The 19,473-nt window shown below is 71.5% G+C and carries 20 protein-coding genes; 6 read left to right on the forward strand and 14 right to left on the reverse strand.

Annotation, left to right across the window (positions count from 1 at the left end; genetic code table 11):
• Positions 1-102: 102 nt before the first annotated feature.
• From OHS71_RS13615 to OHS71_RS13630, 4 genes are all read right to left on the reverse strand, one after another.
• Positions 103-1,482 carry a hypothetical protein gene (locus tag OHS71_RS13615; protein WP_328479646.1) on the reverse strand — a complete coding sequence of 460 codons (1,380 nt, stop codon included), beginning with the start codon at positions 1,480-1,482 and terminating at the stop codon, positions 103-105.
• Complete coding sequence (locus OHS71_RS13620) at positions 1,472-2,110, reverse strand: DUF6114 domain-containing protein (protein ID WP_328479647.1); 639 nt, start codon at positions 2,108-2,110, stop codon at positions 1,472-1,474. The genes OHS71_RS13615 and OHS71_RS13620 overlap by 11 nt, the downstream gene beginning before the upstream one ends.
• Before the next feature lie 118 nt (positions 2,111-2,228).
• Positions 2,229-2,861: a DUF6230 family protein gene (locus OHS71_RS13625; protein ID WP_328479648.1), complete on the reverse strand. Its 633-nt coding sequence runs from the start codon at positions 2,859-2,861 to the stop codon at positions 2,229-2,231.
• A gap of 644 nt (positions 2,862-3,505) precedes the next feature.
• On the reverse strand, positions 3,506-4,480 hold the full coding sequence (locus tag OHS71_RS13630) for a tetratricopeptide repeat protein (RefSeq protein ID WP_328479649.1): 975 nt from the start codon (positions 4,478-4,480) through the stop codon (positions 3,506-3,508).
• Between the two features lie 240 nt (positions 4,481-4,720).
• Between OHS71_RS13630 and OHS71_RS13635 the strand changes: the two genes are divergently transcribed.
• Complete coding sequence (locus OHS71_RS13635) at positions 4,721-5,371, forward strand: TetR/AcrR family transcriptional regulator (protein ID WP_328479650.1); 651 nt, start codon at positions 4,721-4,723, stop codon at positions 5,369-5,371.
• A 424-nt stretch (positions 5,372-5,795) separates the two neighbouring features.
• On the opposite strand, the gene OHS71_RS13640 is transcribed toward OHS71_RS13635, so the two are convergent.
• The 4 genes from OHS71_RS13640 to OHS71_RS13655 all read right to left on the reverse strand — a co-directional run bounded on the left by OHS71_RS13640 (position 5,796) and on the right by OHS71_RS13655 (position 10,068).
• Entirely contained in the window at positions 5,796-7,496 is a 1,701-nt protein-coding gene (locus OHS71_RS13640; RefSeq protein WP_328479651.1) for an acyl-CoA mutase large subunit family protein, read from the reverse strand.
• A gap of 268 nt (positions 7,497-7,764) precedes the next feature.
• On the reverse strand, positions 7,765-8,103 hold the full coding sequence (locus OHS71_RS13645; protein WP_328479652.1) for a DUF3817 domain-containing protein: 339 nt from the start codon (positions 8,101-8,103) through the stop codon (positions 7,765-7,767).
• A gap of 43 nt (positions 8,104-8,146) precedes the next feature.
• Entirely contained in the window at positions 8,147-8,656 is a 510-nt protein-coding gene (locus tag OHS71_RS13650) for a MarR family winged helix-turn-helix transcriptional regulator (protein WP_328479653.1), read from the reverse strand.
• An 11-nt stretch (positions 8,657-8,667) separates the two neighbouring features.
• Complete coding sequence (locus tag OHS71_RS13655) at positions 8,668-10,068, reverse strand: MFS transporter (protein WP_328479654.1); 1,401 nt, start codon at positions 10,066-10,068, stop codon at positions 8,668-8,670.
• Positions 10,069-10,142: 74 nt separating this feature from the next.
• On the opposite strand from OHS71_RS13655, the gene OHS71_RS13660 reads away from it, so the two are divergent.
• Positions 10,143-11,129, forward strand: coding sequence for an ArsR/SmtB family transcription factor (locus OHS71_RS13660; protein WP_328479655.1), 987 nt, complete (start codon positions 10,143-10,145; stop codon positions 11,127-11,129).
• An 85-nt stretch (positions 11,130-11,214) separates the two neighbouring features.
• On the opposite strand, the gene OHS71_RS13665 is transcribed toward OHS71_RS13660, so the two are convergent.
• From OHS71_RS13665 to OHS71_RS13680, 4 genes are all read right to left on the reverse strand, one after another.
• Positions 11,215-12,243 carry a matrixin family metalloprotease gene (locus OHS71_RS13665; protein WP_328479656.1) on the reverse strand — a complete coding sequence of 343 codons (1,029 nt, stop codon included), beginning with the start codon at positions 12,241-12,243 and terminating at the stop codon, positions 11,215-11,217.
• 109 nt (positions 12,244-12,352) lie between these two features.
• Positions 12,353-12,982, reverse strand: a complete 630-nt coding sequence (locus OHS71_RS13670) for a nucleotidyltransferase family protein (RefSeq protein WP_328479657.1) — start codon at positions 12,980-12,982, stop codon at positions 12,353-12,355.
• Positions 12,983-13,011: 29 nt separating this feature from the next.
• On the reverse strand, positions 13,012-13,314 hold the full coding sequence (locus OHS71_RS13675; protein WP_328479658.1) for an MTH1187 family thiamine-binding protein: 303 nt from the start codon (positions 13,312-13,314) through the stop codon (positions 13,012-13,014).
• Complete coding sequence (locus OHS71_RS13680) at positions 13,311-13,655, reverse strand: DUF3817 domain-containing protein (protein ID WP_328479659.1); 345 nt, start codon at positions 13,653-13,655, stop codon at positions 13,311-13,313. The genes OHS71_RS13675 and OHS71_RS13680 overlap by 4 nt, the downstream gene beginning before the upstream one ends.
• 178 nt (positions 13,656-13,833) lie before the next feature.
• On the opposite strand from OHS71_RS13680, the gene OHS71_RS13685 reads away from it, so the two are divergent.
• The 4 genes from OHS71_RS13685 to OHS71_RS13700 all read left to right on the forward strand — a co-directional run bounded on the left by OHS71_RS13685 (position 13,834) and on the right by OHS71_RS13700 (position 16,496).
• Entirely contained in the window at positions 13,834-14,466 is a 633-nt protein-coding gene (locus OHS71_RS13685; protein WP_328484501.1) for an AIM24 family protein, read from the forward strand.
• Between the two features lies 1 nt (position 14,467).
• Entirely contained in the window at positions 14,468-15,118 is a 651-nt protein-coding gene (locus OHS71_RS13690) for an AIM24 family protein (RefSeq protein WP_189919623.1), read from the forward strand.
• A gap of 2 nt (positions 15,119-15,120) precedes the next feature.
• Entirely contained in the window at positions 15,121-15,927 is an 807-nt protein-coding gene (locus OHS71_RS13695) for an AIM24 family protein (RefSeq protein WP_328484502.1), read from the forward strand.
• Positions 15,928-16,019: 92 nt separating this feature from the next.
• Positions 16,020-16,496, forward strand: a complete 477-nt coding sequence (locus OHS71_RS13700) for a MarR family winged helix-turn-helix transcriptional regulator (protein ID WP_328479660.1) — start codon at positions 16,020-16,022, stop codon at positions 16,494-16,496.
• A gap of 509 nt (positions 16,497-17,005) precedes the next feature.
• Here OHS71_RS13700 and OHS71_RS13705 read toward each other — a convergent pair.
• Both OHS71_RS13705 and meaB read right to left on the reverse strand, forming a co-directional pair.
• Positions 17,006-18,238 carry an MFS transporter gene (locus tag OHS71_RS13705; RefSeq protein ID WP_328479661.1) on the reverse strand — a complete coding sequence of 411 codons (1,233 nt, stop codon included), beginning with the start codon at positions 18,236-18,238 and terminating at the stop codon, positions 17,006-17,008.
• 235 nt (positions 18,239-18,473) lie between these two features.
• Positions 18,474-19,430, reverse strand: a complete 957-nt coding sequence (gene meaB / locus OHS71_RS13710; protein WP_328479662.1) for a methylmalonyl Co-A mutase-associated GTPase MeaB — start codon at positions 19,428-19,430, stop codon at positions 18,474-18,476.
• Positions 19,431-19,473 lie beyond the last annotated feature (43 nt).

Here is a 19,473-nt window from a genome sequence, read left to right on the forward strand (position 1 = left end):
GCGCTGAGGGCGCCCCCTGGTCTCCAGGGGGCGCCCTCAGCTGTTGCGGCTCCCGAACGGGCTTGTGGGGCGATCGCGCTGCTTGCGTCCGCCCCGCGCTGCTCAGCCGGTCGTGTACTGGTGCAGTCCGGGGACGGTGAGCGTGCCACCGAGCTGGCCGGCCTGCTGGACCTTCACGTTGGTGAAGTAGATCAGCGGAATATTCAGCGGCGGCGGACTCTTCGGGCTGAACGTGACGGGGATCAGCCCGAACAGGTTGCCGGAGATGCTCTCCGTGTACATGATCGTGTCGCCGTCACGGATGGTGGACGTGGTGCCCTTGCCCGCCTGCACGTGATAGGTCTTGCCGCTCTGCTTGTCGTCCACGGTCTGGTGCAGGTCGCCGATGTCGGTGCCGTCGGAGATGACGTACTTCAGCACCTCCTTGACCGTGCCGTTGGCCGTCTTCACCTTGACGACGCCCTGGTAGTCGGCGCCCTTGAGGAGCAGCGAACTGGCGTTGAGGTACCAGGGGTCGTCGGGCAGCCTGATCTTGTTGTCGATGCCGCCCTCGTCGTCCGTGGCGGCGGGGCAGTCCTCGGCGTCCACGCCGGCGCTCTCCGAGGGGCTCGGCGAGGCCGCGGCGTCGGCGGCCTTCGCCTTCTCGTCCGCGGCGGCCTTCGCCTTCGCGTCGGCGGCGTCCTCGGCGGTGTCCTTCGCCTTGTCGGTGACGGTGCCGGTCGTGTCCTTGGACGTGCCGGACGAGCCCTTGCCCGAGGAACCGGAAGAACCCGAGGAACCGGAGCCGGAGTCGTCCGAGGAGCCCGAGCCGGAGTCCGACGACGGGTCGCCTGCCGTGGCCGAGGCGGACGGCGACGGGGTCGAACCGGCCGTCGCGTCCGCCTCCTTGCCGTCGAAGAGGTCGGTGATGGCATCGCCGACGGTCTCCAGGACGTTCTTGCTCGTCTCGGAGGCCGACGGGCTCGCGGTCGCGGTGTCGCCGGACGTCGTCGCCTTCTCGGGCGCCGCGGCCGCGGAGGACGCGGCGGGGGCGGGCTCGGCCGCGTCGTCGGAACCTGAATCCGACGAACCGGAGTCGCCCTTGTCGCCCGAGTCGTTCGACGTGTCCTTCGAGTCGTCCTTGGAACCGTCCTCGGAGCTGTCCTTGGAGTCGTCGGCGGACTCACTCGCGCTCGCCGAGGCGGACGGCGACGGCGAGGCCGACGCGGAGGCGTCCGTGCCTTCGAGAGCCGCCACGCAGTCCTTGTACTCGTCGATGGTGAGGCTCTTGGACGCCGGCTGGTCCTCGGCGTTGGCGAGGGTCGGCGTGAAGCCCATGCCCATCAGCACGGCCGTCGGCATGGCCGCCAGGGCTATCGCCTTGCCGGCCGGCATGTGGAACCTGGTGAACAGCGGCTTCTTGGGTGCCGCGTGCCGCGGCCCGGTGGTTCTCACGCGGGCAGCGTCCACATCGCTCCCGGTGGAAACCTCGTCAGCCGGCACTGTGCCTCCCGTTCGCCCCGTTGGCCGGGCTCGTTCCTGACAGATCGTGCAGATCGTGCGGCTCGCCCGCCCCGTCGTCGTCCTTGGTGAAGGACGGCCTCTCGGTGGGGGCCGGGCCCGTGCTGTACGGGTTCTCGGTGAGGTCGCCCGCCGGGGCGGGAGTTGACGGGAACGCGCCCTCGGGGGCGTCCCCGGCGGTCGCGCCGGCCTCCGCGGTCGGGGCCGGGGCGGGCGGTGCGCCCGGCACCCAGGACACGGCCATCGCTCCGCCGATCAGCGCCAGCAGGAAGCCGATGAGGAAGCCGCCCAGGTTGGACACCGGGATGGACACCAGGCCGAGCAGGATCGCCGCGACTCCCGCGAAGACCTGTACGTGCTTCTGGAACCACAGACTGATGCCCAGGACGCCCAGCAGCACGCCGATGATCAGCGACCCCGCGCCCGCGGTGGTGGCCATCGCCAGTGTCAGGTGGCCCACCTGGAGGTGCGCGTAAGGGAAGTAGGCGATGGGGAAGCCGGCGAGAAGGACGAACAGGCCCGCCCAGAACGGCCTGGTCCCCCGCCAGGCGCGGAACTGCTGCCTCCGGCGGGTGAACTGACCGGGGGCGACAGGGGTCTCGGCGCTCATGGAAAACAGCTCCCTGCTGCGGCGTTGCCGTGGTGGTGAGTCGTACTGCTGGTGAAGCCGTGGGCTTCAGACTGGACGGGCGGGGGCGCCACCGGCTCCCCCGCCCGTCAGAGAGTGCTTAGTAGCACTCCTTGACACCCGTCGACAGCGACATCTTCAGGCCGCTGAGCTTGAAGGTTCCGGCAGTGGTGGCCCACGCCGTCTGCTTCACGTCGGTTAGCGTGGCGGAGTCCGCCTGCTGAGCGAACCCGTACGGGTTGGCCGCGTCACCGCTCTTGAGGCCCGGACCCTTGTTGGCGTCCTTCGCGGCCACACCGATGTCGATGCCCCGGAACACGGCGTCCGCGCTCAGGTCCTCGACGTCGATGTAGAGGTTCTCGGCCTCGACCGGCGTACCGTTGCCGCCCGCCTTCAGCTGAAGGCTGACGGAGCCGAGCAGCGGGATGTTCGGGGTGACCACGGACTGGCACATGTTCGTGATCGAGGCGCTCTTGAACGCCGAGACGGCAACGGCGTGAGCCGTCTTCTTGCCGTCGAGGGTGTAACCCGAGTCGATCGCGCCGTACTGCGAGAAGCCCGTGCCTTCGAGCTTGTCGGCACTCACCTTGAACGACTGACCGGACACGCTGAACGACGCGGCCAGCGCACCCTGCGCGAGGGCGACACCTATACATGCCGTCGCTGCGACGCTGGGCACCATGACCACAGCGAAGCGCTTCCATCTGGTCCCGCCACGCACCTGGGACTCCATATTTCCTCCTTCTCGGACGTACATCTCCTGCCCCTGACTAGCCCCCTCGTACGGCGGCTCAGCCGGGCAGGGATGGGAGAAGTGCTACGTCCTCGGGAAGGGGAGCGCCTGTTTCGGAGGCGCGAACCGCGCACCGATCACCGGCGATCACCCCCGAGCGACAACCACTGGTCGCGCCTGACACGCATCACGCACAACCTTGCTGGACAGGCTTCGACGCAGCGAAGACCCCCCTGTCCAAGAGCCGACTCCACTGCCGTCGGACCCTGCTCGGTGGGGACCCAGAAAACCCATTGACCCAACCGGCTGCCGGGGTACGGGATTGGACCGAGCGTGGCCGATCGTGGTGCATTCTCGCCGCCCGCACAAGGGGGTTCGTTACTCGCTAGTAACGGCCGGATAACCGAACAACGACCCGTAGGTCTCGACCGGCAACACAGGGTGTCATCCACGCCCGGGACAAAGCTGTTGATCGATGGACAGAAACCGACAGACCAACGGCCAACTCTTACTTGCAGTAACAGCGGCCGCGTTTACCAAGATTTGGCAAAGCGCGGCCGCAGGGGAACCACATCGGCAAAATATTCACTCGGGCACCACGCGCTCTGACGTTTAGTGACTGGTCAGAACCGGCGCCCGGCGGCTCAGAACAGGGCGCGCGCGAGCGCTCTGCGGGCCGCCGCCACCCTGGGGTCGTCCGGGCCCACCACGTCGAACAGTTCGAGCAGTCGCAGCCGTACGGCGTCCCGGTCGTCCCCGGCCGTCTGCCGCACGGTGTCGATGAGCCGCCCGAAGGCGTCCTCGACGTGACCACCCACCAGATCCAGGTCGGCCGCGGCGATCTGCGCCTCGACGTCCTGGGGCTTCTCGGCTGCTTCCCTGCGCACCAGCTGCGGATCCATGCCGCCCACCCGCTGGAGCAACTCGGCCTGCGCGAGACCGAGTTGCGCCTCGCTGTTGCCGGGGTCCTCGGCGAGCACGTTCTTGTACGCCTGCACGGCCCCGCCGAAGTCACCGGCATCCAGCGCCCTTACGGCCGCTTCGAGCAGCAGGTCGTGCGGCCCGACGGGCTCGGCCGGAGCCTCCTGCGGCGCGCCCTGCTCGGCGTCGGCGTCGACGGTCAGACCGGTGAGCCCGAACCGCTCCTCGGCGACCTGCACCAACTGGTCGAGGGTCTGCCGGATCTGCGTCTCCGCGGCGGCCCCCTGGAAGAGCGGCAGAGCCTGCCCCGCGACGACCGCGAAGACGGCCGGGATGCCCTGCACCCCGAACTGCTGCATCAGCATCTGGTTGGCGTCGACGTCGATCCTGGCGAGCAGGAAGCGGCCGTCGTACTCGACGGCGAGCCGCTCGAGGACCGGGCTCAACTGCTTGCAGGGCTGGCACCACTCGGCCCAGAAGTCGATGACGACGGGCACCTCGGCGGACCGCTGGAGAACCTCCCGCTCGAAGCCCGCCTCATCGACGTCGATGACGAGATCGGCCGGGGAGACGGCCCCCGCGCCGCCCTGCCGTGCCGTTTCGGCGCGCGTCTGCTCCGCCTTCGCCTTGGCCTCCTGGGCCGCCTTCACCGCGGCGAGGTCGACGACTCCGCTCATGGACATGTTCCGTGGCTGCATGCGTCTATCCTCCCCCGTCCGCGCGCCTGCGTGAAAACCGTTCCGAATACGTCCCGAACATCCCGAACACGAGCACCGGGGTCCCCACCCCGCACCCCGCCGGGCCGGTCGGCCCGCGCACGTCCCGCGCGAGCTTTCGCTACGAGTCGTAGCGTAATGGCACGGGGTGCCTCCGCAACACCACCCCTCGGTGATCTCCCTCACGGAAGCCCGCGACAAACCGCCGGTTATGGTCGGGGAATGCAGACCCGCACCCCCGCCTGCCGTCCCGGCCGTCCGCGCAGCGCCGCCGCGGACACCGCGATCCTGGCCGCGACCCGGGAGGCGCTGGTCGAACTGGGCTGGTCGAAGCTGACGCTGGGAGACGTGGCGACGCGCGCCGGCGTCGCCAAGACGACCCTCTACCGCCGCTGGGCCGGCAAGAACGAACTGGTCGTCGACGCGGTCGCGGAACTGTTCGGCGAACTCGAACTCCCGGACCGCGGCAGCCTCGCCGCCGACATCGAGGGCGTCGTCCTCCAGTTCGCGGCGATCCTGGCCCGGCCGGAGGCCAAGAGCGGCCTGATGGCGGCGGTCGCCGAGTCCACCCGCGACGACGCCCTGCGTGAACGCATCCGGGCCTCCATCGTCGATCCGCAGAAGGACCTGGTGCTGGAGGGCCGGGCCCGCGCCCAGGCCCGCGGCGAACTCCCCGCGCAGACCGACCCGGCCGAGGCGGCCCGCACGGTCGACCTCATCTTCGACGTCGTGGCGGGTGCGGTGGTCCACCGCACCCTGGTCAGCGCGGAACCGGCGGACGAGGAATGGGTGCGCAGCTTCACCCGGGTCCTGCTGCTCGGCCTGACGGCGTCCACCGGGCCGGCCGGGGAAGACCCTGCCGACCGGACGTGAGGTCGGCGAGAGCCTTCCCCAGCCCCCATCCCCCATCCCCCGGCCCTCGCCCGCCCTGACCCTCCGCCCCCGCGACGGCCCCCGTCCCCGCCTCCGCACCGGCCCGCCTCGGCCGCGGCCGAACCCCGTCCGGGGTCCGGCCGGGGCCCGCGCTTCCGCCGATCGCCGTCAGGGCCCACGCAGCCGCCGAGCGCCGTCGGGATCCGCCCCCGCGCCGATCGCCCGTCGAGGGCCGCGCCCGCGCCTGTGCTGCCGGTGGCTAGTGCCGCGGCGGGCAACGTTTGCCCGTCAAGGAGCGGCGTCCGGTGCGTGCTCTCGGCGTGCCGGCCGGAAGTCCTCGTACTGGACGTACCTGGGCTTTCGGCCGGTGCGGCGAGAGTGCGTGCCGGGCGTCGCGACGGGGCGAACGTTGCCTGTCGCGGCACTAGAACCCCGGGGGCTCGGTGTACACCCCCCACTCCTCCCGCAGCACGTCGCAGATCTCCCCGAGCGTCGCCTCGGCCCGTACGGCGTCCAGCATCGGCCCGATCATGTTGGAGCCGTCTCGGGCCGCGCCCAGCATGGCGGCGAGCGCGCCTCGCACCGCCGTCCCGTCCCGGGCGGCCTTGCGCGCGCCGAGTTCCCGCACCTGCTCCCGCTCCACCTCGTGGCTGACCCGCAGGATCTCCAGGTCCCCGGTCACCGACCCGGTGTGCGCGTTGACGCCGACGACCCTCTTCTCCCCCTTCTCCAGGGCCCGCTGGTACCGGAACGCCGCCTCCGCGATCTCACCGGTGAACCAGCCGTCCTCGATCCCGCGCAGGATTCCCGAGGTGACCGGCCCGATGGGGTGCCGCCCGTCGGGGTGGGCCCGCAGCCCCCGCTCCCGGATCTGCTCGAAGATCTTCTCGGCGTCGGCCTCGATCCGGTCCGTCAGCTGCTCGACGTACCAGGAACCTCCCAGCGGATCGGCGACGTTGGCGACCCCGGTCTCCTCCATCAGCACCTGCTGGGTGCGCAGCGCGATCTCCGCCGCCTGCGCGCTCGGCAGCGCGAGGGTCTCGTCGAGGGCGTTCGTGTGCAGCGAGTTGGTCCCGCCGAGCACGGCCGCCAGGGCCTCCACGGCCGTCCGTACGACGTTGTTGTACGGCTGCTGGGCGGTCAGCGAGACCCCGGCGGTCTGGGTGTGGAAGCGCAGCCACTGCGCCTTCTCGGACGTCGCCCCGTAGACGTCCCGCATCCAGCGCGCCCAGATCCTGCGCGCCGCGCGGAACTTGGCGATCTCCTCGAAGAAGTCGACGTGCGCGTCGAAGAAGAAGGACAGCCCGGGCGCGAACACGTCCACGTCGAGACCGCGGCTGAGCCCCAGTTCCACGTACCCGAAGCCGTCCGCCAGCGTGTACGCGAGTTCCTGAGCGGCCGTCGCACCGGCCTCGCGGATGTGGTAGCCGGAGACCGAGAGCGGCTTGTAGGCGGGGATGGCGGCCGCGCAGTACTCCATCAGGTCGCCGATGAGGCGCAAGTGCGGCTCGGGCCGGAAGAGCCACTCCTTCTGGGCGATGTACTCCTTGAAGATGTCCGTCTGGAGGGTGCCGTTGAGGACGCCCGGGTCGACGCCCTGCCGTTCGGCGGCGACGAGGTACATGCAGAAGACGGGGACGGCCGGCCCGCTGATCGTCATGGAGGTCGTGACGTCGCCGAGCGGGATGTCCTTGAACAGGACCTCCATGTCGGCGGCCGAGTCGACGGCGACCCCGCAGTGCCCGACCTCGCCCAGCGAGCGCCGGTCGTCGGAGTCGTGGCCCATGAGCGTCGGCATGTCGAAGGCCACGGACAGACCGCCGCCGCCGTTGGCCAGGATCATCTTGTAGCGCTCGTTGGTCTGCTCGGCGTTGCCGAACCCGGCGAACTGCCGGATGGTCCACGTACGGCCGCGGTAGCCGGTCGGGTACAGGCCGCGCGTGAAGGGGTACTCCCCCGGCCAGCCGATCCGCTCGAACCCGTCGTACGAGTCACCCGGCCGCGGTCCGTACACGGGCTCCACGGCGTCCCCGGAGAGCGTGCTGAAGTCCGCCTCACGCTTACGTGAAGCGTCGTACCGGGCCTGCCAGCGACGGCGGCCCTCCTCGATGGCGTCAGCGTCCATGCACCAAATTTACTAGGACGTCCAAGTAAATGTCGACGCGAAACCCCCGAAACCCTCAGGGCATCCGTTGACGGTCCACGAGAGGCCGCCGCATACACACACGCGCGCGTGGATGTAGTCACGGCCACGCGTGCGTGCGTGTGAGTACGGCGGCGGGAGCTGCGCCGGTCCCAGCGAGGTCAGAGGTCAGACGTCGGACGTCCGGGGCCGTGCAGAACCAGGCGATGCAGGAGCGGGTCGTGCGGGACCAGGGGGCCGGGCCCGCTCTCTAGGCCTTGGCGGCCACGGGAGCCCCGTCCGGGGTCCCGGCAGCCAGCTCGTGGCTGATCCTGCGCTCCACGAAGAAGGCGGCCGTCGGAACGGTTCCGGCCAGCAGCACCCACAGCTGCTTGCCGACCGGCCACTTCGCCTTGGAGCCCAGGTCGAAGGCGAAGACCAGGTAGAGGACGTAGAGCCAGCCGTGCGCGATGGCGACGACGCGGGTGAAGTCCGCGGCCCCGTCGACGTCCAGGCCGTACTTGGCGATCATGCCCAGGCACAGCAGGACCAGCAGCACACCGGTGACATAGGCCAGGACGCGGTAGCGGGTCAGCACGCTCTTCTTCATGCCGTCGAGCGTAACGACCCGTTCCGGGAGATCTTGCCCCGGGTCACTCCTCGTCGAAGTCGTGCGCGGCGACCCGCAACGGCCTGAGCATCGCGAAGATCTCCCCGCACTCCTCGGCGTCGTACACCCCGAGGCCGAAGTCCATCGCCATCAGGTCGCGGGTGGCCGCCTCGACGACCTCGCGGCCCTTGTCGGTGATGACGGCGAGGGTGCCCCGGCCGTCGTTGGGGTTGGGACGCCGGGCCACCAGACCGGACTTGACCAGGCGGTCCACCGTGTTCGTCACCGAGGTGGGGTGCACCTGGAGCCGCTCGCCGATCTTCGACATGGTCAGCTCGCCCTCCTTGGAGAAGGTGAGCAGCACCAGCGCCTCGAAGCGCGCGAACGTCAGGCCGTACGGCTTGACGACGGCGTCGACCTCGGCGAGCAGGATCTGGTGCGCGCGCATGATCGAGGTGATCGCGGCCATGGACGGCACGCTCCCCCAGCGCTGCTTCCAGAGCTCGTCTGCGCGGGCGATGGGGTCGAAGGGGAGACTGGGCGGTTTCGGCACGCCTCGAGACCTTACCGGCCGGTCACATCATGGTCAGCCCCGTCTCGCCTTTCGGTCCGCCGGACCTCCCGGGCCACCAGTACGCAGCAGACCGTCCCCAGCGCACCCGCCCCCGCGACGGCGCCCGTCACTCCGACGAGTTCCGCGGCCACGCCCGCCAGGGCCATGCCGACACCCTGGAACGTCATGAGCCCTGCGGTCAGCAGCGTCATGGCCCGTCCGCGCAGTTCCTCGGGCACGTCCCGGACGATCCACTGGTCGAGGCCGAGGGTGTACGCCGCCCCGGCGCCCGAGACCACCAGCAGCAGCAGCGAGACGGCGAGGCCGGGGTGGAGTGCGTACCCGAGATACGGCAGCAGGGTCACACAGACGAGGGGCAGCGCGATGCGCTCACGGGTGACCGGGCGCAGCCGGGATCCCGCGTACAGCTCGCCGGCGACCGCTCCGACCGGCAGGGCGCACATCAGCAGGCCCAGGCCGGTGGAACCGGCGCCGAGGTCGTCGGCGTAGGGCGCGGACAGCGCCTCCGGGGCGACGGTGAAGACCGGCGGCACCCAGAAGAGCAGCAGCAGGGCACGCACCCGCCGGTCGGCGAGGATCTGCCGGGCGCCCCTGAGCGAGTCCGTGACCAGCGCACCGCCGGTCCGGGCCCGGGCAGGGCGGCGGCGGGTGCCGAGGCGCAGCAGGGCTGCGGAGGCGAGGAACGTGCCGACGGTGACGAGGAGGGCGTGGCGCGGAGAGGCGACGGTGAGCAGCAGCCCGCCGAGTCCGAAGCCGGCGAGCAGCGCGCTCTGCGCGGTGATGCGCAGCAGGGAGCGGCCGAGGACGAACAGGTCGCCCTCGCCGAGGATGTCCGCGAGGGTGGCCATCCGGGTGCCCGCGAAGACCGGCGAGACGACGGCGAGGCAGCAGCGCAGGGCGAGCAGGACCGCAAGGGGCGCGCCCGACGCCGTCATCGGCAGGACGCACACCGCGCACACCAGGTCGCAGCCCACCAGCACGCGCCGGGCCGGGAAGCGGTCGGCCACCCCGGCGAGCAGGGTGCCGCCGACGACGTAGGGCAGGAAGCCGAGGGCCCAGGCCAGGGCGCTCATCAGCGGCGAGCCGGTCAGGTCGTAGACCAGGACGGACAGCGCGAGCTCGGCGACGATCACCCCGAGCATGGACAGCAGGTGCGCGGCGAAGACGGCCCGGAACTCACGGACGGCGAAGACACGGAGGTAACCGGCGGGCGGCGTCCTGACCGGGGGTGTCGGGGACGTCGCGGGTGTCCGGGGTGCCGGGGGCGTCCGGGACGTGTGGGGTGCCGGGGGCGTCTCGGGTGTCGGGGGTGCCGGGGGCGTCCGGGACGTGTGGGGTGCCGGGGGCGTCTCGGGTGTCGGGGGCGTCTCGGGAGTGGTGACTTCTGGCATGGCAGCAGCGTGCTCGGGCGGAGGCGAGGGCCCTAGAGTTTCGGACACAGCCGAATGTTCGAAGGGTGAGGTCGTTGCCGTCGCATCTGCACTTCGGGGAGGACGACTTCCTGCGCTGCCGCTTCGCCGTGTCCCCGCTGTGGGAGACGCAGGAGGTCGCGCGCACCCTCAAGCGGCCCGACCGGCAGGGCTACCACGCGCCCTGGCTGCGCAGGATGCGGACGGCCGCCGAGTCGCTCGACCTGACCGGGCTGTGGCTGCTGATGCCCCGCCGGGGCCATTCCCCCGACTGGCTGTGCCCGCCGCCGGTCGGACCCGCGGCCGGGTTCGAGGAGGAGATCGCCGCGGTCCGCTCCGCCGACCCGCGGGCCGCCCGCGCGGACACCGCCCGTTCACTCGCGGACACCCCCGGCGCGCTGGACTCGCCGCGGGGACGGGCCTGGCTGGCCGATCCGGAGGGGATGATCCGGGAGCTGGCCGACGTGATGGAGGAGATCTGGCACACCCTGGTCGCGCCTGACTGGCCCCGGCTGCGCGCCCTGCTGGAGGCGGATGTCGCCTTCCACTCGCGCCGGCTGGCCGAAGTCGGCCTGGGCGGGGTGCTGCCGGAGATCAACCCGCGTTGCGGCTGGCGGGCCGGGACACTGACCGTCGCCTCGAACGGCGAGCACGAGCGTCATCTGGGCGGGCAGGGCCTGGTGCTGATGCCGAGCGTCTTCTCGTGGCCGGACGTGGTGAGCGGCTTCGATCCGCCCTGGCAGCCGACGCTGGTGTACCCGGCCCGGGGGATCGGCGGCCTGTGGACCGACGCCACCGAGCGCTCCCCCGACACGCTGGTCCGGCTGCTGGGCCGGGGCCGCGCCGGCGTGCTCACCGCGCTCGACGACCCGGCCACCACGTCCGCCCTCGCCCACCGGCCCGGCCTGGCCCCCTCCTCGGTCTCCGCACATCTGACGGTGCTGCGCGACTCCGGGCTGCTGGTCTCCCGGCGCTACGGCCACCAGGTGCTGTACGAGCGGACGCCTCTGGGGATGGCCCTGGTGTCGGGAGGCGCCCGGTAGGGACCGGGACTGCCTCCCTGCCCGGTGTGCGCCGTGCCGGGTGGACGCCGTGCCCGATGGGCGCCGTGTCCGTGAGAAGCCTCGCTCAGTAGAGGCTGCGCAGGCCGAGGACGTCGCCCTTGCCGAGGGTGCGGGCGTCGGTGGAGCAGGCGAAGGAGTTCGCGTACATGGTGAGGTTCTCGTGTCCGGCGCCGGAGTGACCGAGGCCGAAGACGTGCCCGGCCTCGTGGGTGGCGACGCTGCGGATGTCGTACGCGTGCGTGCAGCCGCCCGACGGGCGGTTCGTGAACGGGAAGTCCTGGGTGTTGAAGCGGACGTCCGCCTCGAGCAGTTGCTCGGGGTGGCCCCGCATCGGCCGGCTCCAGGAGCAGGTCGTCGCCACGACCTCGCTGCCGATGTCGCCCGCGTCCCACACGCTCAGGCCGTCCCGGTGGGTGCAGCGGGCCTCCTGGTCGATACCGGCCTCGTTGCCGGTGGTGGACAGGTACCTGGCCTTCGCCCTGACCGTGTCGTCGTAGCCGCAGTCGTTGCGGCTGGTGGTGATGGTGGCGATGGCGTCCTCGAAGGCCCGCCGCGCCTCCTCGCGGGACAGATGACCCGGCAGGGGGTCGTCGCCGATGAACCACTTGTACGTGCCGTACACCTTGCGTCCGGCGGTGGAGTAGGCGCCGTCGGCGCAGGGGGCGGGGGCGTCGGCGCGGGCCCTCGCGGCGGCTTCCGTGCGGTCCGCGGGGTGCGTGCCGCCTGCATGATCCGCACGGTCCGCGTGATCCGTGTCGTCCGCCTCGAAGGCGTAGGAGACGGTGCCGTCGGCGGCGACCTTCAGAGTGAAACCGTGCGCCGAGCCGTCCGCCGCGAGCGCGTCGACGCTGACCGTGGTGCCGGGTTCGGGCACCGCCACTCCGGCGCCGGCGTGGGTGACCACACGGCCGACGGCGAGACAGTCCAGCACGGACGAGCCGGCGGGCAGGTCGGCCACGGTCAGCTCGCCCCGGGCCGATGCGCACGCGGGCCGGCGGGCCCCTTCACCCACGCAGACCACCGACAGGGACACCGTTACCAGGAACGCCGTGATCACCCTGCCGACCAGCTCCCGTCCGCGTCGCCGTGCCACCGCACACTCCCCTTCGAAGCCGCGCCACCGCGCGAAACTGATCAGCCTCGGGAAGATTAGCCAGCCGGCACCGGCCGGAACCCTCTGGCCGCACCATCCGACCGAGGGACTACCCGGACGGGCGTTCCGTCGTCGGGGCGGGCCACTCCAGCACGGTCAGCTCCGGCCACTGCTCACGCCACCGCGCGGCCTTCGTCTCGTAGACTTCGCGCGGCGCCAGTACGGGGTTGGGCCGGACGACGAGGTTGAACACGTCGGAGAGCCCGTGGGGTGCGTAGACGCGCCAGTGACCGTCCCGCTCCGAGCGCACTCCCAGGCAGCAGGTGGTCGCCGCGAAGGAGTCGACGGCCGCCTCCGTGGAGGTGTGGGGCGCGCACGGGACGCCGAACTTCTGCTCGTACCAGAGGTGGACGCGTGCCTCGTTGCGGATCTCGACCTCGGCGTCCAGGTCGGCGAACGCCTCGCGGCCCGCCCTGATCACGGCGTCCTCCGCGGCCCAGGAGAGGTCGCCGTCGTCGAAGTAGAAGACGTCGTAGTCCTTGATCCCCGAGGTCGGGGGCCGGCCCGTGACGACGTTCCAGACCGTCTGGAACAGACAGCCCGCCGTCAGGTACCAGCCGGGCAGGCCGAGCGCCGCCGTCCGGTGCAGGACCTCCAGCAGGACGTCGTTGCGGCTCAGCGTGGAGCGCAGTGCCTCGAGTTGTCCGTCCAGCGGAAGGCGGCCCACGTCCCGTGCCACGGACCCACCCCCCGGTCCTGCCCCTCCCCCTACCGCGACCGCTCCCCCAGGTGCCGTTCCACCGTCTCCACCTTGGACGTCAGACCGTCCGTCACGCCGGGACGGATGTCCGCCTTCAGGACCAGGGAGACGCGCGGGGCCCGCTCCTCGACGGCGGCCACGGCGCGCTTGACGACGTCCATGACCTCGTCCCACTCACCCTCGACGGAGGTGAACATGGCGTCGGTGCGGTTCGGGAGGCCGGACTCACGGACCACCCGGACGGCTTCGGCGACGTGTTCGCCGACGTCCTCGCCGACCCCCAGCGGGGTGACGGAGAAGGCGACGATCATGCCTTCGCCACCGATTCCCGGCGGGCGCGCGAGGCGATCACCGCGTCCTCGGCCTCCCGGCGGAGCCTGCGCTCGGCGAAGAAGCCGCCGGTCGGCAGGACCGAGAGGACGAAGTAGAGGGCGGCCGTCCCCAGGGGCCACTTCGCGCGGTTCCAGGCATCGGCCCAGCAGAGCACGTACAGGACGAAGAGCACACCGTGGACCATGCCCATCACGGGCACCGCGTTGAAGTCCGTGGTCCGCTTCAGCACCGAGCAGACCAGCAGCAGAAGGAAGGACACCGCCTCGGGGGCGGAGACCAGGCGCAGTCGGCGGAGGGCGGAGGCTGTCTTCAGGTCCACGGGTCACCTTCGGGGGAGTACGGCGGGGAGCACGGCGACGAACAGTCGGTTTGTGAAAGCACGCACAAGCGCTCGTCCATTGTGGCAAACGGTTCACCTGAGGGAGCGTTCAGGGTCGCTCTCCACCTCCGGGTGCTGTTCGGCGCACCCCTGTGGCGGATACCTTCCCAGCGTGGCGATGTTTCGACTCCAAGGCAGCAAGGTGCTGGCCGTCGACATGACCGGGGACGCCGTGAAGGCGAAGAACGGCTCGATGGTCGCGTACGACGGGCAGATGGCGTTCAAGAAGCTCAGCGGCGGCGGCGAGGGCATCCGGGGGATGGTCACCCGCAGGCTCACCGGCGAGCAGATGACCATGATGGAGGTGAGGGGGCAGGGAACCTGCTGGCTGGCCGACCGCGCTTCCGAGATCAATCTCGTCCGGCTCCAGGGCGACAAGCTGTTCGTCGAGTCGAGCAACCTGCTCGCGACCGACGGCGGCCTGCGGACCGGGACGAGTTTCACCGGTCTGCGCGGCGCGACGCAGGGCAACGGGCTGTTCACGACGACCGTCGAGGGCACCGGCCAGGCGGCGATCACCTCGGACGGGCCGGCCGTGGTGCTGCGCGTCAGTCCGCAGTACCCGCTGACCGTCGACCCCGGCGCCTATGTGGCGCACCAGGGCAACGTCCGGCAGTCCTTCCAGTCCGGTGTGACCTTCCGCACGTTCATGGGCGAGGGCGGCGGCGAGGCGTTCCAGATCAGGTTCGAGGGGGACGGCCTGGTGTACGTCCAGCCGAGCGAGCGCAACACGATCGCGGGGGATGTGTGAGATGACCTTCCGTGAGATCAACTCCAAGATGGTCGAGGCGACCGTCGTCCCCGGACAGCGCCTGTTCAGCCAGCGCGGCGCCATGCTGGCCTACCGCGGCGAGGTGTCCTTCACGCCCAACGTCCAGGGCGGCCAGGGCGGGGTGATGTCCATGATCGGGCGGCGGCTCGCCAACGAGGACACCCCCCTGATGACCGTCGAGGGCAGCGGCACGGTCCTCTTCGGGCACGGCGGCCACCACGTCCAGGTGATCCGGCTCTCCGGCGACACGCTGTACGTCGAGGCGGACCGCCTGCTCGCCTTCGAGGGCACCCTCCAGCAGGGCACGATGTTCCTGGGGTCGCAGGGCGGGGTCATGGGCATGGTCCGCGGCCAGGTCAGCGGCCAGGGCCTGTTCACCACCACCTTGAAGGGTCAGGGGGCCGTCGCGGTGATGGCCCACGGCGGGGTCTTCGAGGTGCCGATCACCCCGCAGCGCCCGGTGCACGTCGACCCCCAGGCCTATGTCGCCCACCACGGCGACGTACGCAACAAGCTGTCGACCGCGCTGGGCTGGCGGGACATGGTCGGCCGCGGCTCGGGGGAGGCGTTCCAGCTGGAGCTGAGCGGCAGCGGTGCGGTGTTCGTCCAGGCGTCGGAGGAGAAGCTGTGAGCATGTACGGGGCTCCGGGCGGCGGCCCGACGGTGCACGACCCGATGACCCTGCCGGTCGACGACAACGTGAACAGCTACACCTTCTGCGTGGAGCTCAAGGGGAGCCAGTGGTTCCTCCAGAAGGGGAAGATGATCGCCTACTACGGGTCGATCGACTTCAACGGCGTCGGACACGGCCGGCTGGACCGTCTCGTACGCACTTCCTTCCATTCGCCTCTGCACGCGAGCGACTGGGTCGTGGCGGAGGGCTCGGGCAAGATGCTCCTCGCCGACCGGGCCTTCGACGTGAATTCGTATGACCTGTCCGACGGCAACCTGACCATTCGCTCGGGCAATCTGCTCGCTTTTCAGCCAACTCTGTCGCTCAAGCAGTCGATCGTGCCGGGATTTCTCACGCTGATCGGAACCGGCAAGTTCGTCGCGGCATCTAACGGCCCGGTGGTGTTCATGGAGCCCCCCATCCGGGTCGACCCGCAGGCACTCGTCGGCTGGGCCGATTGCCCCTCTCCGTGCCATCACTACGACCACGGGTACATGGCCGGCGTAATGGGCGGTCTACGTGCACTGACGGGCCTCGGAGGGGCTTCCGGCGAGGAGCACCAGTTCGAGTTCGTGGGCGCCGGTACGGTACTGCTCCAGTCGACCGAGCTGCTCATGGCCGAGCAGGCCACGGGGGCGGTTCCGCACGAGCCGGGAGTGCCCGGCGGTGGCGCCGGACCCGGTGGGCACGGCGGCCACGGCGCGCAAACCGGCGCACCGCGCCTTCCCGGACAGCTGGGGGACCTCCAGCGTCGCTTCGGGCTGTGAGCGGTAGTCTGCGGAGTGTGACATCGAACGCGTGCGCACCGTCACACCACCCTCACTAGTTCGCCTTTCAACCTTTTAGGTAGACTTCAATTATGGAGACCGAAACGGCCACGCGCTGGCTGACCGATGCGGAGCAGTGCGCCTGGCGCACCCACCTGGAGGTCAACAGGCTGTTGACGTACCAGCTCGAAAAGGATCTCCAGCCGTTCGGCCTGACCATGAACGACTACGAGATCCTGGTGAATCTCTCCGAGTCGGAGGGCGTCCGGATGCGGATGAGCGACCTCGCGTCCGCCACCCTCCAGTCCAAGAGCCGCCTCTCGCACCAGATCACCCGGATGGAGAGCGCCGACCTGGTGCGCCGTGAGAACTGCGAGTCGGACCGCCGCGGCCTGTACGCGGTGCTGACCGAGCACGGCATGGAGACGATGCAGAAGGTCGCGCCCCACCATGTGGAATCCGTCCGCCGGCACTTCGTCGACCTGCTCTCCCCCGAGGCCACCAGGGAGCTCTCCAAGGCCCTGAAGCCCGTCGCGGAACACCTCCGCGGACAGCGGGGACGCCCGTGAGGGCCCCTCACTAGACGATCGGCAGGCGGCGCGCGAACAGAGCGCCGCCTGTCGGCGTCTTCGGGGGCGGGACCGTGGCCGCGCATCCCGGGACGCCCGGCACCCGACGGCTCACCCGGCCGGCCCGGTGACAGGGCTGACGCATTCCGCCCGACGACCGTGCTCACGGCCCCATCGGCCCGGTCTGCCCGGCCGACGCGGCGGGCCCGGGGCGGCGGGCCCCAGGTGGCCCGGTGACAGGGCCGACGCAGTCCGCCCGACGACCGTGCTCACGGCCCCATCGGCCCCATCGGCCCGGCCGACGCGGTCCGCCCGGCGACCGTGCTCACGGCCCCCTCGGCCCCATCGGCCCGGCCGACGCGGCGGGCCCGGAGCGGCGGGCCCCAGGTGGCCCGGTGACAGGGCCGACGCAGTCCGCCCGGCGACCGTGCTCACGGCCCCGACGGCCCCAACGGCCCGGCCGACGCGGCGGGCCCCGGGTGGCGGGGCCGGCCCGGCCGGCCTCACTGTCAGACCTGGGGCACGAGATCGCTCGTGCGGCGCCGCGCGCCGGTGACGGCGGTGGCTGCCGCCGTCACCAGCACCACCGCGCCGGTCGCCGCGAAGCACACCCCCACCGGCAACCGCCCGGCCAGCGCTCCGGCGACCGCCGTACCGGCCGTGCTGCCCGCGTTGACCGCCGTGTTGACCCACGCCCCGGCCCGCACCCGGGCCTCGGGCGCGGCGACCTCGTCGGCGATGAGATAGGCCGTCGTGATGGTGGGCGACACGAAGAACCCTGCGGCCGCGACGGCGACGGCGAGCGTGCCGAGCCCGGGCGCGAGTCCCGCGCCGCACAGCGTCAGCCCGAGTCCCGCGGTGAGCCACGGCAGTCGCGCCCCGGCCGGCGCGCGCCAGGCGACGGCGCCGTTGAGCAGCCCGCCGACCGCGCTGCCGGCCGACAGCGCCGCCAGTACCCAGGCCGCGTTCGACCCACCGCCGCTCCCCTGCCCGTGCAGCTCGGCGAACGCCACGACCAGCAGATCGACCACGCCCAGCGCGAGCCCCACGCCCGCGATGGCGACCACGGGCCGCCCGAGCCCGCGCAGCGCACCGCCGCCCCGCCGCACGGTGGCCTTCCCCGGCGGCACCGCCCGTACGGCCGGCGACGACAGGAACGCGGCCATGCCGCAGGCCATCAGGGCCGCCCCGACCACGATCCCGGCGGCCGGAGGTGCGAAGCCGACGAGGACGCCGACCAGCAGCGGCCCGGTGACGAACAGCAGTTCCTCGGCGACCCCGTCGAGGCTGTAGGCGCGCTGCAACAGGGCGCGGTCCGGGGTGAGCCGCCCCCACACCGCCCGCATGGTGGGCCCGAGCGGCGGCACACAGGCTCCCGCGGCGGCCGCGAGGGCGCCCAGCACGGCGGCCGGGGCGGCGCCCGGGCGCTCCAGGGCGAGGGTCAGCAGGGCGAGCGTCACGAGGTAGGCGGCGGTCATCGGGATCAGCGCCCTGCGGGGCCCGTACCGGTCGATGAGGGCCGCCCTGGGGGGCGACAGGAAGACGGTGGTGGCCCCGAACAGGGCCATCACGGTGCCCGCGACCGCGTACGAGCCCGAGGCCCGGGTCACGGCGAGCATCACGGAGAGCGGGACGATCCCGTACGACAGCCGGCCGGTCAGAGCGCCGGCGAAGGTACGGCGGGCGTGCGGAAGGCGCAGGACGACGGCATACGAAGGCCGCACGGCAGGTGAAGCGGACATGAGGAGTTCCTCGACTCATGGCAGGAAAAGGGGACGCCTGATCGCCGCGAGCGGGACGGCCTGACGCCGCTCCCCGATCGCGGGCCGGGCGGGCCCTATGCCAAGAGAAGGAACATGGACGCGACCGTACCAGCGCGGCCCGGAACCCACGACGGGATTTGCGGGACGGCTCCCCCGCCCCAGCCCCTGCCGCAGGGCCCCCACCTGCCCCGCATCGGCCCTGTGCGGCCGGCCCTCAGCCCTCTGTCAGGCCCGCGACCAGTTCGTCCGCTGCCCGGTAGGGGTCCAGTTCGCCGGCGACGATGCGTTCGGCGAGCGTGCTCAGACGACGGTCGCCGTGCAGGTCGCCGATGCGTTCGCGCAGGGCCGTGACGGCGATCGTCTCGACCTCGCGGGCCGCGCGCGAGCGGCGCCGCTCGGTGAGGACGCCGTGCTCCTCCATCCAGGCGCGGTGCTTCTCCAACGCCTCGACGACCTCGTCGACGCCCTCGGCACGGGCGGCGACCGTCTTCACGATCGGCGGGCGCCAGTCCCCGGGGCCGCGGGCCTCACCGAGGCCGAGCATGTGATTCAGCTCACGTGCGGTGGCGTCGGCGCCGTCACGGTCGGCCTTGTTGACCACGTAGACGTCGCCGATCTCCAGGATCCCGGCCTTGGCGGCCTGGATGCCGTCTCCCATACCGGGGGCCAGCAGGACGACGCTGGTGTCCGCCTGCGAGGCGATCTCGACCTCCGACTGGCCGACGCCGACGGTCTCGACCAGGATCACCTCGCAGCCCGCCGCGTCCAGCACGCGGATCGCCTGCGGGGCCGACCAGGCGAGGCCGCCCAGATGGCCGCGGGTGGCCATCGAGCGGATGTAGACGCCGGGATCGGAGGCGTGCTCCGACATCCGGACGCGGTCGCCGAGCAGGGCGCCGCCGGAGAACGGCGAGGACGGGTCGACGGCCAGCACCCCGACCCGTCTGCCCTGCTTGCGGTAGGCGGTGACCAGCGCGGACGTCGACGTGGACTTGCCGACACCCGGTGAACCGGTCAGGCCCACCACGTACGCGTTGCCCGTGAGCGGCGCCAGCGCCTCCATGACCTCCCTGAGCTGCGGGGACGCCCCCTCCACCAGGGAGATCAGCCGGGCCACGGCCCGTGGCCGGCCTTCCCTGGCCTGGGCGACCAGCGAGGAGACGTCCTGCATCACAGCTCCGTTCAGTTCCGTTTGAGGACGGTCGTACAACAGG

Source organism: Streptomyces sp. NBC_00377, assembly GCF_036075115.1.
Classification (GTDB): domain Bacteria; phylum Actinomycetota; class Actinomycetes; order Streptomycetales; family Streptomycetaceae; genus Streptomyces.

What these genes read in the sequence shown, in the direction of transcription:
- OHS71_RS13620 (WP_328479647.1), bottom strand. Translation starts at nt 2,110, where the DNA reads ATGAGCGCCGAGACCCCTGTCGCCCCCGGTCAGTTCACCCGCCGGAGG.
- OHS71_RS13625 (WP_328479648.1), bottom strand. Translation starts at nt 2,861, where the DNA reads ATGGAGTCCCAGGTGCGTGGCGGGACCAGATGGAAGCGCTTCGCTGTG.
- OHS71_RS13630 (WP_328479649.1), bottom strand. Translation starts at nt 4,480, where the DNA reads ATGCAGCCACGGAACATGTCCATGAGCGGAGTCGTCGACCTCGCCGCG.
- OHS71_RS13635 (WP_328479650.1), top strand. Translation starts at nt 4,721, where the DNA reads ATGCAGACCCGCACCCCCGCCTGCCGTCCCGGCCGTCCGCGCAGCGCC.
- OHS71_RS13640 (WP_328479651.1), bottom strand. Translation starts at nt 7,496, where the DNA reads ATGGACGCTGACGCCATCGAGGAGGGCCGCCGTCGCTGGCAGGCCCGG.
- OHS71_RS13645 (WP_328479652.1), bottom strand. Translation starts at nt 8,103, where the DNA reads ATGAAGAAGAGCGTGCTGACCCGCTACCGCGTCCTGGCCTATGTCACC.
- OHS71_RS13655 (WP_328479654.1), bottom strand. Translation starts at nt 10,068, where the DNA reads ATGCCAGAAGTCACCACTCCCGAGACGCCCCCGACACCCGAGACGCCC.
- OHS71_RS13675 (WP_328479658.1), bottom strand. Translation starts at nt 13,314, where the DNA reads ATGATCGTCGCCTTCTCCGTCACCCCGCTGGGGGTCGGCGAGGACGTC.
- OHS71_RS13685 (WP_328484501.1), top strand. Translation starts at nt 13,834, where the DNA reads ATGTTTCGACTCCAAGGCAGCAAGGTGCTGGCCGTCGACATGACCGGG.
- OHS71_RS13690 (WP_189919623.1), top strand. Translation starts at nt 14,468, where the DNA reads ATGACCTTCCGTGAGATCAACTCCAAGATGGTCGAGGCGACCGTCGTC.
- OHS71_RS13695 (WP_328484502.1), top strand. Translation starts at nt 15,121, where the DNA reads ATGTACGGGGCTCCGGGCGGCGGCCCGACGGTGCACGACCCGATGACC.
- OHS71_RS13700 (WP_328479660.1), top strand. Translation starts at nt 16,020, where the DNA reads ATGGAGACCGAAACGGCCACGCGCTGGCTGACCGATGCGGAGCAGTGC.
- OHS71_RS13705 (WP_328479661.1), bottom strand. Translation starts at nt 18,238, where the DNA reads ATGTCCGCTTCACCTGCCGTGCGGCCTTCGTATGCCGTCGTCCTGCGC.
- meaB (WP_328479662.1), bottom strand. Translation starts at nt 19,430, where the DNA reads ATGCAGGACGTCTCCTCGCTGGTCGCCCAGGCCAGGGAAGGCCGGCCA.